13 protein-coding genes are annotated in these 12,871 nt (G+C 44.2%); 6 read left to right on the top strand and 7 right to left on the bottom strand.

The window, feature by feature from the left end:
• Window positions 1-385: 385 nt before the first annotated feature.
• The 3 genes from G511_RS0115380 to pssA all read right to left on the bottom strand — a co-directional run bounded on the left by G511_RS0115380 (window position 386) and on the right by pssA (window position 2,824).
• Complete coding sequence (locus G511_RS0115380) at window positions 386-1,003, bottom strand: protein-methionine-sulfoxide reductase heme-binding subunit MsrQ (RefSeq protein WP_028470429.1); 618 nt, start codon at window positions 1,001-1,003, stop codon at window positions 386-388.
• Complete coding sequence (gene msrP, locus G511_RS0115375) at window positions 994-2,001, bottom strand: protein-methionine-sulfoxide reductase catalytic subunit MsrP (RefSeq protein WP_028470428.1); 1,008 nt, start codon at window positions 1,999-2,001, stop codon at window positions 994-996. The genes G511_RS0115380 and msrP overlap by 10 nt, the downstream gene beginning before the upstream one ends.
• A 61-nt stretch (window positions 2,002-2,062) precedes the next feature.
• Window positions 2,063-2,824, bottom strand: a complete 762-nt coding sequence (gene pssA, locus G511_RS0115370) for a CDP-diacylglycerol--serine O-phosphatidyltransferase (protein ID WP_028470427.1) — start codon at window positions 2,822-2,824, stop codon at window positions 2,063-2,065.
• Between the two features lie 299 nt (window positions 2,825-3,123).
• Between pssA and ilvY the strand changes: the two genes are divergently transcribed.
• The gene (ilvY, locus tag G511_RS0115365; RefSeq protein ID WP_028470426.1) at window positions 3,124-4,017 is read left to right on the top strand and encodes an HTH-type transcriptional activator IlvY; all 894 of its coding nucleotides are present in this window, start codon (window positions 3,124-3,126) and stop codon (window positions 4,015-4,017) included.
• Window positions 4,018-4,045: 28 nt separating this feature from the next.
• Here the strand turns inward: ilvY and G511_RS0115360 are convergent, their stop codons facing one another.
• From G511_RS0115360 to G511_RS0115350, 3 genes are all read right to left on the bottom strand, one after another.
• Window positions 4,046-4,444: an acyl-CoA thioesterase gene (locus tag G511_RS0115360; RefSeq protein WP_028470425.1), complete on the bottom strand. Its 399-nt coding sequence runs from the start codon at window positions 4,442-4,444 to the stop codon at window positions 4,046-4,048.
• Window positions 4,445-4,531: 87 nt separating this feature from the next.
• Window positions 4,532-5,023, bottom strand: a complete 492-nt coding sequence (gene ilvN / locus G511_RS0115355) for an acetolactate synthase small subunit (protein WP_028470424.1) — start codon at window positions 5,021-5,023, stop codon at window positions 4,532-4,534.
• A gap of 2 nt (window positions 5,024-5,025) precedes the next feature.
• Complete coding sequence (locus G511_RS0115350; RefSeq protein ID WP_028470423.1) at window positions 5,026-6,747, bottom strand: acetolactate synthase 3 large subunit; 1,722 nt, start codon at window positions 6,745-6,747, stop codon at window positions 5,026-5,028.
• A 426-nt stretch (window positions 6,748-7,173) separates the two neighbouring features.
• Between G511_RS0115350 and G511_RS0115345 the strand changes: the two genes are divergently transcribed.
• Window positions 7,174-7,440 (top strand): hypothetical protein, encoded by a 267-nt coding sequence (locus tag G511_RS0115345; protein WP_028470422.1) that lies wholly within the window; start codon window positions 7,174-7,176, stop codon window positions 7,438-7,440.
• 4 nt (window positions 7,441-7,444) lie between these two features.
• On the opposite strand, the gene G511_RS0115340 is transcribed toward G511_RS0115345, so the two are convergent.
• Entirely contained in the window at window positions 7,445-8,284 is an 840-nt protein-coding gene (locus G511_RS0115340; protein WP_028470421.1) for a 23S rRNA (adenine(2030)-N(6))-methyltransferase RlmJ, read from the bottom strand.
• 67 nt (window positions 8,285-8,351) lie between these two features.
• Here G511_RS0115340 and G511_RS0115335 point away from each other — a divergent pair, with 67 nt between their 5' ends.
• The 4 genes from G511_RS0115335 to G511_RS23960 are packed head-to-tail and all read left to right on the top strand — an operon-like array spanning window position 8,352 to window position 12,815.
• On the top strand, window positions 8,352-9,347 hold the full coding sequence (locus G511_RS0115335) for a lysylphosphatidylglycerol synthase transmembrane domain-containing protein (protein WP_051222118.1): 996 nt from the start codon (window positions 8,352-8,354) through the stop codon (window positions 9,345-9,347).
• Window positions 9,344-10,384, top strand: a complete 1,041-nt coding sequence (locus G511_RS23095) for a glycosyltransferase family 2 protein (protein WP_084629127.1) — start codon at window positions 9,344-9,346, stop codon at window positions 10,382-10,384. The genes G511_RS0115335 and G511_RS23095 overlap by 4 nt, the downstream gene beginning before the upstream one ends.
• Window positions 10,377-11,936, top strand: a complete 1,560-nt coding sequence (locus G511_RS0115325; RefSeq protein ID WP_028470419.1) for an ArnT family glycosyltransferase — start codon at window positions 10,377-10,379, stop codon at window positions 11,934-11,936. Before G511_RS23095 ends, G511_RS0115325 begins: the two co-directional genes overlap by 8 nt.
• 9 nt (window positions 11,937-11,945) lie before the next feature.
• Window positions 11,946-12,815, top strand: coding sequence for a phosphatase PAP2 family protein (locus G511_RS23960; protein ID WP_051222116.1), 870 nt, complete (start codon window positions 11,946-11,948; stop codon window positions 12,813-12,815).
• Window positions 12,816-12,871: the final 56 nt, after the last annotated feature.

Raw genomic sequence — 12,871 nt, 5'->3', positions numbered from 1 at the left:
CCTGACAAGCGCCCACACGAATTATCTGACCAATCTGTTAAAGAGCGCTTGAACGTGTCGTTCAAGTGAGGCGCATATTCTACCGAACGCCTCGCTGGTGTCAACCTTTATTTTGCAACTTTCTGAAACTCATTTGGCTGCAAAACCAGACACCAACTACTAATCTAAAAATCTTGAAAAGATGTTAATTATCAAGAACTTAAAAACCAGCATCTTCTCATCTAAGCCACCCTTTTGAGGGGCTTCCTTGGGAAGAGGTGCGCATTCTACAGACACCCTCAAAGGAGTCAACACCCCAGCCTAAAAAAAGTCATTTATTTGCCATAAAAGCCCTAAAACAACAAAGGCGCCACAAGGGCACCTTTAGTTAGCAATCAAGCGGTATTTAAACCTTCTTCAACGACTTACTCTTCTTATAACGAAAATAAATTCTCTCGACCAAAGCAACCGCTAGAAATCCTCCGTATATGATGACATCTTCGTAACTAGCTCTGACCATCCAGATAACGTGGACCATTACTAAAATTGAAACAAGATAAACAAGTTTGTGCAATTGAACCCAACGTTTCTTTAAACGTCTCTGCATTTTTTTTGTAGAGGTGATGGCAAGCGGCGTCAGCAATAGCACCGCTGCAGCACCCACTATAATATAAGGGCGCTCTGAAAACTCCTGCAACAATATTTCAAATCGCCACCCCACAATAAATGTAGCGAACGCCAACAAGTGCAATACACTATAAAAGAATGCATATAAGCCGAGCATACGACGAAACCGCACAAGCCAAGCGAGCGACAACCTACGACGTAATGGTGTCACCCAAAGGCTTAGCCAAAATGAGATAATGGCCCAGGTGCCCAGGTACTTAACTATTTCTGCTGCAGGATCAGCTCCCAGCTGCTGCGCGTAAATGTCATAGAACAACATTAACAACGGAAAGAATAATCCGAAAAAAACAAAGCACCACACCCACTTGCTTTTTGCAGGGTTAATACCTAAAACCATTTACGTAAATCCATTCCACTATAGAGATGAGCGACTTCTTCCGCATAACCATTGAAAGGCAATGTTTCAATACGATTTGGCGAAAACAAAGATGAAGGCAAACGCCTTTCAGATGCCTGCGTCCATCGCGGATGATCAACTTCAGGGTTTACATTGGCAAAGAAGCCGTACTCTTTCGGTGCGGTTAAATTCCAAGTTGATCTTGGCATCGCTTCAGTGAAGCGGATTTTCACTATGGATTTAATGCTTTTGAAACCATATTTCCAAGGAACAACCAGCCTGAGCGGCGCTCCATTTTGTGGCGGCAAAGCCTGACCATAAATCCCTGTAGCTAAAAAGCTCAAAGGATTCATCGCCTCATCTATTCTTAACCCTTCAACATAAGGCCAATCAAGAGAACTAAACAATGCTTTCTGCCCCGGCATCTGCTGCGGATCATAAAGCGTAGTAAATTCAACAAATTTAGCCTTACTAGTAGGCTTAAATTGCTTTAAAAGATCCGCCAAAGGTATACCTAGCCAAGGAATCACCATCGACCATGCCTCAACGCAACGCAGCCTGTAAACCCTCTCCTCAAACTTATGCGGCTTTATCAAATCTTCTAAGGCAAATTTACCAACCTTTTCAGCCTCCCCCTCAATCTCTATCGTCCAAGGGTCAGATTTAAACTGCTGAGCTTTACGGCTAGGGTCTTGCTTACCAAGCCCAAACTCATAAAAATTATTATGAGAAATAACATCCGGATAAGGAGCAGGCTTTTCACTTGAAGAGAAATTACTATTACGTTCAGCAGCTTTGATAGACGACTGCATCCAATCAGGACCTGCATATACAGGCCAATCTTCATCGAAGTCATATTTGGAAAGTGCGGAGGCCATACCAGAAGAAAGCAAGGCTGCAGTCCCTGCCAAACCCTGCATAAAGAGACGACGCTGCTTATAAATACTTTCAGGCGTTATCTCTGAGCTTTTTATTAATTCAGCCTTTTTAATTAACATTTCAATTTCCATTATTTATACCAATGAAAATTTAGACCATAAAGTTATAAATAATTCCGTACTATACCTTTTTCCTTTTGCGCAATAGCCACATAACAGGCCCAGAAGCACTGTACACCAGAAACAAAACCCATAGAAATAACGCAGGCTCGATAGAGATCACACCCAGACCTAATACAATTGCCGCCAAAATCACGAACGGCACCTTACCCTTCAGATCGATATCCTTAAAGCTATTATAAAGCGCATTACTCACCATCATAATGCCTGCTAATGCGACATAAAGAGCAATAATATAAGCATAAGGAGCCGGGTCAATATCATACTCGGTAGCCGCCCACACCAAACCACCCACTGCAGCAGCTGCCGCTGGCGAAGGCAAACCGATAAAATAGCGTTTATCTACAGAACCAATTTGAGTATTAAACCTCGCAAGCCTAAGAGCCGCACATGCAACATAAATAAATGCCGCAAACCAACCGATCTTTCCTATGTCACCTAACACCCAGCTAAATGTAACCAAAGCTGGCGCAACACCAAACGAAACCATGTCAGACAAAGAGTCATATTCAGCACCGAATGCACTGGATGTATTTGTCATTCTAGCAACACGACCATCAAGCCCATCCAAAACCATTGCCACAAAAATCGCAATTGCGGCAGCTTCGAACTGGCTATTCATACCTGCGACTACAGCATAGAAACCAGAAAACAACGCCCCTGTTGTAAATAAATTTGGCAACAAATAGATACCGCGTCGAGGTTTAACCTCTGACTCAGAGGCAGATTCATCTTCAGGACAAGAGTTATTTTCTTCAGTCATAACATCACTATTCATTAGGAAAGGGGTTATTCTACAGCGCCATTAAACAGTTCGATAGCTTATCAAGCAAACAATACTCGAATATCAAACTCATCATCTACACTTAAACACTGCGTTTATTTAACACTCAAGCAGACCCAAGCGCTTTAAAAATGCACTTAAGGCCTATACCGAATACGACATAGCAAAATACAACCCTCTATATTCAACAATATGTACTCACATCCTTTTTAAAAACTTATTCTCTATGCTTCAGAACTTCTGGCCAGACAGCATCAGATTTATGTAATAATCATCATATGGATACACGGACTCTTCAACTATTTCTCAGCCTCTCAGACACACTCCACTTCGGACGCGCCAGTGCCTTTTGTCATATTAGCGCATCAGCTTTAAGCCGCACCATTAAGCAATTAGAAGAAGAAGTCGGAGTTTCTTTATTTATAAGAGATAACCGTAGTGTACAACTGACTCATGAAGGCAAGCTGTTTCAAGCCTATGCCCGAGATGCACTCGCCCAATGGGAGCTAACAAGGAACACATTACTAGAAGAAGCCAAAGAACTACGTGGCGAAGTCAGCATCTACTGCTCCGTCACAGCTAGCTATAGTTTCCTATATGACATTCTTAGCCAATTCAGACAAAATTTTCCTAGCATCGAAATAAAACTACATACGGGAGACCCGGACCTTGCGCTTAGCCGAGTACAAAATAACGAAGAAGACATATCGATAGCAGCTAAACCAGACCAGCTACCTAAAGACTTAACGTTCAAGCCTATCGGTATTTCTCCGCTGTTATTTATCGCGCCTAAAAAGAGCAGCGCTCAATCTGAAGCGATTACTTTACCGCTCAGCACAGAACAATGGAGCCATGTCCCCATGATTCTTTCCGAGGGCGGAGTTTCCAGAGATCGAATCGATGAATGGTTCCGACAGCTAGAAACAAAACCTAACATCTACGCACAGGTAGCTGGTAACGAGGCCATTGTCAGCATGGTTAGCCTAGGCTTTGGCGTAGGTGTGGTACCCAAAATAGTGCTCGACAATAGCCCTCTTGCAGACAAAATTGAGATCCTTTGCGTCACTCCCAAGCTAAAACCATACGAAGTAGGCTTATTTACACTAGAAAAAAAACTCAAGAATCCACTGATTAATGCACTATGGAGCCAAATAAAAACTAGCCTCCCTTAACCATCAAGCCACCTTTATTAGGTCTAATCTATTCTCCAAACAAGCCTTCTATTTCAGGAGAAAGGTAAGGACGCCCTCTTTTATTCAGCGCAGTACCGATAACTAACGCACTCACACACAGCTTTTGATCGGAAGAACGAACCACCTGCTGCCTAAAACCAAATTTAACTTTACTGAGACGCTCGACAGTCACACTGACTACGTATTCATCGCCACTCTTTAAAGAAGCCTTATAGTCCATCTCCGAACGAATAACGACAAGGTGAATACTCTGCTCCGCTAAAGCCGCAAAATCCACGCCGTTCGCTAGTAAAAACTCATGCCGCGCATGCTCTAAATAATTGAAATACACACCATTATTAACAATGCCTTGCATATCCAATTCGTAATCGCGAACTTTACTCGCTACCTGAAAAGGAGCTCCCATCAGCTTTCTCACTCTGCGTTATAATTGATTTAGATACAAAAAAGCCGCTCCACTATGGAACGGCTTTTTGAGGATCACTTTACGATGTTACAGACTCAACACCTTCTCACCGCGCGCAATACCAGACACTCCCGAACGCACTACTTCCATAATGCTAGTAGAGCCTAGTGAATCAATGAAAGCGTCTAATTTTGAACTAGAGCCCACTAACTGCACAGTATAAGTATTGGGCGTAATATCGATAATCTGGCCACGAAAAATATCCGCCGTACGCTTAACCTCAGCACGAAATGCGCCCGAAGCCTTGAATTTGATCATCATCAGCTCACGCTCAATGTGCTCGCCTTCAGTCAAATCAACAACCTTAACAACATCAATCAGTTTATTAAGCTGCTTAGTAATCTGCTCAACAACACGGTCATCACCTTCGGTAGTTACCGTCAGACGAGACAAGGTCTCATCATTTGTCGGCGCTACTGTTAACGACTCGATGTTGAAGTTACGCTGAGAAAACAATCCAACGACACGAGACAAAGCTCCCGGCTCGTTCTCAAGAAGAACAGAAATGATATGTCGCATATTTAAGTCCTCTCCGTTTTGCTCAACCACATGTCGCGCATAGAACCACGCGGCACTTGCATAGGATATACATGCTCATGCTGATCAACCGTGATATCCATAAATACCAAACGATCTTTCATTGCAAAAGCCTTCTCCATTGCAGCTTCCAGCTCCGAGTATTTCTCAACCTTAATACCCACGTGCCCATACGACTCAACCAGCTTCATGAAATCAGGCAATGATTCCATATAAGACTGAGAATGACGAGATTCGTAGTTCATATCTTGCCACTGACGAACCATTCCTAACGAGCCGTTATTCAAGCAAATAATCTTGACTGGGATATTGTATTGGTTACAGGTTGACAGCTCCTGGATATTCATCTGGATACTACCTTCACCTGTCACACAGGCAACATCAGCATCTGGGAAGTTCATTTTCACACCCATCGCTGCCGGCAGACCAAAACCCATCGTGCCCAAGCCACCAGAGTTAATCCAGCGATTAGGTTTATTGAACTTATAATACTGTGCAGCAAACATCTGATGCTGACCAACATCCGAGCAGATATATGCATCACCACCGGTCACCTTGCTAAGCATTTCGATGACCTGTTGCGGCTTCATCTTCTCAGAATCATCCGTACGGTAATGACCGCCATGGCGCTGACGCCACTCATCAATCTGTGCCCACCAAGCTTTGCTAGCTTCGTCATCAGGAGTCTTCTTGCTAGCTTTAAGTAGCTGCAACAGCTCGTCCAAAACAGACTTAGCTGGACCCACAATTGGCACATCCGCACGAATTGTTTTAGAAATAGATGCAGGATCTACGTCAATATGAACAATTTTTGCTGTTGGACAGAACTTATCAACACCATTGGTAACACGGTCATCAAAACGCACCCCAATAGCCAAAATAAGATCACTATGGTGCATAACCATATTCGCTTCATAGCTACCATGCATTCCCAACATGCCAACAAACTGGCGATCCGTTCCAGGATATCCGCCAAGCCCCATCAATGTGTTAGTCACTGGGTAGTTCAACGCTTGAGCCAGCTCAGTTAATTCTTCGCTAGCATCGCCCATGATAACGCCGCCACCTGCGTAGATAACTGGGCGTTTAGCGCTCATCAACAAATCGAATGCTTTCTTAATCTGACCACTATGACCTTTAGTCACAGGGTTATAAGAGCGCAGCTTCACTTGCTTTGGAAACACATAGGGGAAACGGTCTGTCGGGTTGGTCATATCCTTGGGGATATCGACAACCACAGGACCCGGACGCCCTGTTTGTGCAATATGAAATGCCTTACGGATGATTTCAGGGATTTCTTCAGCATGACTAACGCTAAAGTTATGCTTCACGATTGGGCGAGAAATACCAATCATGTCCGTTTCCTGGAATGCATCCTCTCCAATCAAGTGACTCATTACCTGTCCAGTAATAACCACCATTGGTATTGAGTCCATATAAGCCGTTGCGATACCTGTAACCGCATTTGTTGCTCCCGGTCCAGATGTTACTAGCGCAACACCCGCCTTACCGGTAGCACGCGCATATGCATCGGCCATATGAGTTGCCGCTTGTTCGTGGCGCACAAGAACATGTTCTACTTCTTCCTGCTGGAAAATCGCATCATAGACATGAAGCAAGGCTCCGCCTGGGTATCCGTAAATAAATTTCACACCTTCGTCACGAAGAGCGCGAACAACCATTTCTGCGCCTGATAGTAATTCCACTTTCTTACCCTCTAGTCGACACCGACCTCGTCGGTGAGTAAACAGTTCAGAGATTCTGCAATAATGAACATGTTAAAGCCGCTGTGCGATGATGACGCAAGAACAGCGGAAAACCAAAAGCACACCTTGTGTAATGGCCCATGTTCGGATGAATGCAGGCTAAGGATCATCTTAACCGGCAGACTTTCTGAAACTTAAGCTGGGTAGTGCTTATAATGTTTTAAAAAGAATTTACTAACTCAATTTGCTAACATTAATTTCGCCATTTGTGTCGGGATTTCCTACTGCAAACGAGCGAAGAAAAACAGCCCAACATTCTCGCATTTTGCGCACTATTGATCAACTCTAGGAACACACTTTGCATACAGCAGATGCACATAGACGAAAGTCAGGTTATATTGTCTGAAAAAAGCTGGAGATTACCCAATGAGCATTGCCGAAATAAAAAACAAAGAGCGAGTCATTAAAGAGCTCACTCAATTCATTCGTAAAGTATTTTCTGAACCTGAAATATGCACTATTGCTAAGGATATAGCGCGTAAACACCTCAACAGCCCTAACGCTAATGTTCTTATTGCGGAGGAGCTGTCTTCACTTACTAACGTCAAAATCCCTATAGAACACAGCGAAGCTGATGAAATGTTTCTTGATCTGTTAAAAGACATTGTTAAAGACGAAACTGCACTTTATTAAGTACTTACTCCGGCACGAGCCACTGACTTTGTGGCTCACCTGCCTCCTTTGCTGCCAGACTCTGATACAGCCATGGCATGAGCGAATCAATCTTTTGATCAAGTTGCCAAGGAGGATTAATCAGCAACATACCGCTTCCGTACATCCGTTGTGAGTCAGAACCCTTTACGAAGAACTCAGATTGATAGACCTTTCGAATACCTGATGCAGCAATGTTGTCCAACATTTCTTGATGATGACTTGCTTTCAACAGTGGGTACCAAATAGCAACACTCCCATTTGGCCAACGCGTCAACAACTGCTTCACAAATTTAGCTACTTGCTTGTATTCTGTTTTCACTTCGTAAGACGGATCAATCAAGACCAGACCGCGATTAGGCTTGGGCGGCATCATTGACATCACGCCTTCATAGCCATCTCGATGGTGTACAGCCATTTGTGGCTGACGCTTAAAATGCTGTTTGACACGTTGGTACTCAGCGGGGTGCAACTCCATTACAGCTAAGCGATCTGACGGGCGAGCCATCATAGACGCTATCGATGGTGAACCTGGATAAAACCGCAAAGCGGTCTCAGTGTTTACAGCCTTTACTTGCTCCATGTAGGGGAGAAATGCTTCAGGAATATTACCGTTACCCCAAAGCTTGTTAATACCCTCAAGGAACTCACCCGTTTTTTGAGCTTGCTCATCTGACAGATCATAAAGCGCACAACCGCCATGCGTTTCAAGATAGCTCCACGGTTTATCCTTAGCATTAAGTGCTTCAATCATTAACGCCAGTATCATGTGCTTATGCACATCCGCAAAATTCCCGGCATGAAAGCCATGTTGATAGCTCAGCACTCGAACACCTCTATTTGGTTATATTCCTGACCATTATCGCTGCCATATCCCTTATGCAAAAGGTACAATGCTCAACTTTGTCACTTTTCGTATAGAAGATATGCAAACAGACACTCAAGAAAGCCTGTTTTCAAAACGCAAACGCTTACCCTGGTTACTTGGCATTCTGATTTTTATCATTATGTTAATTGCTGTTGAGTACATTGTTGGCTGGAAAGCAGTGTTAACACAATGGCAAGCAGTGCCTAGCAGCACATTATTACCAGCACTGGCTCTTTTTGCGTGTAGCTATTTATTACGTGCATGGCGTATATACGATCTTTGCCAACCCTCACTACACGGGCGCTTTATAGCCGTATTAAAACTGAGCGTTTTACACTTATACGCAAACAACATGCTGCCAATGCGGTTAGGTGAGGGACTTTTCCCTATACTAATGAAACGTTATTTTTCGGTAGGGTTTGCTGAGGGCCTTGCGCGTTTAGCATGGCTTAGAATATTAGATTTGATGATTGCAGGCACACTTATCGTCATCACTTTCAGCTACTTTTTCCCGACATTAGCGCTTATTGGAATCGCTCTAGGTATCGTTTCATTACTTTTGATTTATGCTATTTATCGAACCAAAGGGCGCATTTGGATTATCCAGCACTCTTTTTACCCAAAAATCGAGCCCATCGTTAAGCAATTACAACTCACAGCGCCCAAGGATACGCAGCAGTTCGTGCGCGTTGTGATCTGGACCTTTCTGTCTTGGGGTTGCAAACTCGCTGCACTTATCATGATTACCCGTGCATTACAGTCACTCAGCGCCTTTGAAGCACTCGCTGGTGTATTAGGTGCGGAACTAAGTAGTATATTACCCGTCCATGGTATTGCTGGAAGCGGTAGTTTTGAAGCCGCTTTTATGGCTGGACTGGCCCCCATAGGACTACTCAGCTCAGATGTGTTGGGGCTGGCCGTTAACTTACACCTGTTTATACTAGGGGCAACTTCGCTGTTTGCTCTGTTATGTTTCTGGATTCCCGTTGCTAAGCCAACGAGAGAGGATATCTCAATATGATCGACACAATTGATACACCTGAAGGTACAACTACTCACGAAGCAAACCATGCTTCTACTGACCCATGCAGCCAAAGCCTTTCGGTTGTTGTTCCTTTTTATAATGAAGAAGAGAACATCAAGCCGTTCATGGAAGAAGTACATGCAGCGCTAAAAGATTATCCCGGAAAATGGGAGCTTATTGCTGTTAACGACGGTAGTAACGACGGTACGACTCAGGCACTAGATAAAGCAGTTGCTGAATATGGCAGCCACATTAACGCTATTCATTTTGCCCGCAACTTCGGCCAAACGGCTGCAATGCAAGCAGGTATTGATGCCGCACGCGGAGACCTGATAGCAACACTGGATGGGGACTTGCAAAATGATCCCGCTGATATTCCTAAGCTGATTGTTGCACTGGAAGAGCGGGACCTGGATATGATCAGCGGCTGGCGTAAAGATCGCCAAGATGGCGCGATCAATCGAAAACTGCCATCACGTATTGCCAACTGGTTAATTCGTAAAAACACTGGCGTGTATGTTAATGACTACGGCTGCAGCCTCAAAGTATACCGCTCATGGGTTATCAAACAGGTTCACTTAATCGGTGAAATGCATCGCTTTATTCCTGCTTGGGTTGCTTGTGTCACGTCCCCTGATCGTATTAGCGATATGCCCGTTAACCATCGTGCTCGCCAGTTCGGCACATCTAAATACGGTATCTCACGTACTATTCGCGTAATTCTAGACTTGCTAGCCGTGTTCTTCTTTATGCGTTTTTCACGCCGCCCGGGCCATTTCTTTGGATCGATCGGTTTGTTTTTAGGCGCTATTGGCGGCTTAATTCTTACTTATTTGTTTGGTGTGAAGTTATTTACTGAAGAAGATATCGGGAATCGCCCATTACTCTTCACCGGCATTTTGTTTGTAATGACCAGTGCTCAGTTAGTGACCACCGGGGTATTAGCAGAAATTCTGACTCGCAGCACTGCACATGCTCAAATGCCCGTACGACCCTCTCCTAATGCGCCAACACAAAGGGGCTGGAGTGAATAACGTACTACCACAACAGGGGCTATTCAAGCTCCTGTTATCCACACCTGTCTTAATAGTGCTGGCACTTGTCAGTACTTTTGGTTATGCGGCTTGGTTGCCTTTATTCGATCTGGATGAAGGTGCTTTTACTACCGCCACTCGTGAAATGCTAGAAACCGGAAATTGGGTTTCTACATACATGAATGGAGTGCCTCGCCACGACAAACCTATTCTAATCTATTGGCTGCAAGCCCTTAGCGTTTCAAATTTTGGCCTCAGCACTTTGAGTCTACGGCTGCCATCATGTCTAGCTGCACTTGCCTGGATTTGGATAAGTTACCGCTTTGTTAAAGAACAAAGAAATGAAACTGAAGCACGGCTGATAGTATGGCTATTGGCTTCACTGCCACTGGCCAGTATTATTTTTAAAGCCGCTATTGCAGACGCACTACTGAACTTTTTATTATGCGCCGCATTCTTTGATATCTACCGTTATTATCAACGTGCCGATAATGGCACCTTATTTCGGATAGGTATCTGGTTGGGACTAGGCTTCCTAACTAAGGGCCCTATTGCTTGCGCCCTACCACTCATTGCCAGCTTTGTTTTATTCACCTCCGAAGGGCGCCTCAAAGACTGGCTAAAAGCTGTTTTTCATCCCATTATTCTCGGTACCTTTTTCATTATCGTCCTTCCATGGCACATAGCTGTCTATCTCGATCAAGGGTGGGAATTTTTTAAAGGGTTCTACTTAAAACACAATATTGACCGCTTCAGTAGCACCATGGAAAGCCACGGTGGTAAACCTTATTACTATGTCATGCTACTACCACTGCTATTGACACCTTTTACCGGGTTAATAGCACCAGTGATTAAATCACTGTTTAAGCAACGACCCAAAGAGCTTGAGTTATTTCTACTTACTTGGTTTTTATTAGTATTAGCGATTTTCTCATTCTCAAAAACGCAACTTCCACATTACATTCTTTACGGTATGACACCGGTGCTATTTTTGATGGCAAGACACCTGCTTAATGTAGGTTTTTTGTCGTTGCTTCCTCCCGCCCTAACCATACTATTTGTGAGCCTATTGCCACTACTGTTTGACTATGCGGCAAGCCAATCACGCAAGCCTTTTGATATAGCAGTACTGGAACTTGCAGTACTCGAATACAGCATCATATTTCAAGCAATGACGGCTATCGGGTTATGCATAGTCATTTCATTATTTTTGTTCAGAAAAACAGATTACCCTTCAAGGCTTTTAATGGGTGCAGCAGGCACTATGCTGGCATTTAATTTTCTGCTTCTCCCCTTATTGGGCGCTGCTCAGCAAGAACCTGTGAGAGAAGCAGCGCTGCTGGCTAAAAAATTGGGTGGCCCTGTTGTTAGCTATGGTATCAACATGCCCAGTTTTTCAGTTTATAGAGACGCTATTGTTCCTCGCAGAGAACCACAACGCGGAGAACTGGTTTTCACCCGTATAAATAAAGATCTATCTTTATTAGACCCAAACGCCAACCCAGTACGCCTTTATGCCAAAGGCGGTGTTGCCCTTTATTCTTATGAGTAATCAATCTTTATGAGTGACTCTAACAATAACAAGTTTATGGGGTTGCGTTACATACCCAGAACTACGACTTTTAAGCAGCATGTTAGCTCTGCTAACGCAGCGTGGCCTCAGGCGCAAGCATTTGATCAGGCGCTGTTGATACTCGCAGCTGTTAGTTTCCTGCTTGGCTGCGCATTGCTATTAACCAACGGCTTGCAAACAGGTTTCTATACCGCTCAAGCCTTGAGCTTTATACTGCCAGCTATTATCTGGGAGCATCTCTCGTTCATGGGAGATACCTTAGTCGTTCTCACCTTGGCGCTGCTATTTGCGTACCGCTACCCACACCTGCTACTGGCATTATTGATCACCGCCATTGTTGGCACACTTATTACCCACGGTATAAAACCTTGGCTAGCAACACCGCGCCCACCGGGAGTTCTTGACCCCGGAAGCTTTCAACTCATCGGTTCAAGCATCAGCAAAAAAAGTATGCCCTCTGGCCATACCTTAACTGCATTTGCAGCGGCAGGTTTATTAACAAGGTTAACCACCAATCGAGCTATACAAGGCTTAATTCTTATAGTCGCCGTATTTATAGGTTGGTCACGCGTTGCTGTCGGCGTTCACTGGCCTGCAGACGTATGCATGGGAGCCGCAGGCGGACTTATCTCAGCCTGGGCAGGGCTCAAATTATGCGATCGCTGGCAAGATGTATTCAAAGGCCGGTTTTATGCAGTCCTACTAACCATTCATGCGGGATGTGCAGTTACCCTGATAAATTATGACGGAGGCTTCCCACATACATGGCTGTTTGCTATTGCAGCATCCGCTGTCAGTTTAGGTTATATTTATCATCAGCTCACTTTTAACCATCGACTACCCAAGTTAAAGCTGTAAGTAATCAATCTGTCGACTGTGGTAGTTTCTTACAATCAAATACCACTAAATTAGAT

Source organism: Neptunomonas japonica DSM 18939 (assembly GCF_000422765.1).
Taxonomy (GTDB): Bacteria; Pseudomonadota; Gammaproteobacteria; order Pseudomonadales; family Balneatricaceae; genus Neptunomonas; species Neptunomonas japonica.
This window is presented reverse-complemented; position numbering and strand designations above follow the sequence as displayed.

Coding starts and splice junctions, on each gene's coding strand:
- G511_RS0115380 (WP_028470429.1), bottom strand. CDS start 1,003: ATGGTTTTAGGTATTAACCCTGCAAAAAGCAAGTGGGTGTGGTGCTTT.
- msrP (WP_028470428.1), bottom strand. CDS start 2,001: ATGTTAATTAAAAAGGCTGAATTAATAAAAAGCTCAGAGATAACGCCT.
- pssA (WP_028470427.1), bottom strand. CDS start 2,824: ATGACTGAAGAAAATAACTCTTGTCCTGAAGATGAATCTGCCTCTGAG.
- ilvY (WP_028470426.1), top strand. CDS start 3,124: ATGGATACACGGACTCTTCAACTATTTCTCAGCCTCTCAGACACACTC.
- G511_RS0115360 (WP_028470425.1), bottom strand. CDS start 4,444: ATGGGAGCTCCTTTTCAGGTAGCGAGTAAAGTTCGCGATTACGAATTG.
- ilvN (WP_028470424.1), bottom strand. CDS start 5,023: ATGCGACATATCATTTCTGTTCTTCTTGAGAACGAGCCGGGAGCTTTG.
- G511_RS0115345 (WP_028470422.1), top strand. CDS start 7,174: ATGAGCATTGCCGAAATAAAAAACAAAGAGCGAGTCATTAAAGAGCTC.
- G511_RS0115335 (WP_051222118.1), top strand. CDS start 8,352: ATGCTCAACTTTGTCACTTTTCGTATAGAAGATATGCAAACAGACACT.
- G511_RS23095 (WP_084629127.1), top strand. CDS start 9,344: ATGATCGACACAATTGATACACCTGAAGGTACAACTACTCACGAAGCA.
- G511_RS23960 (WP_051222116.1), top strand. CDS start 11,946: ATGAGTGACTCTAACAATAACAAGTTTATGGGGTTGCGTTACATACCC.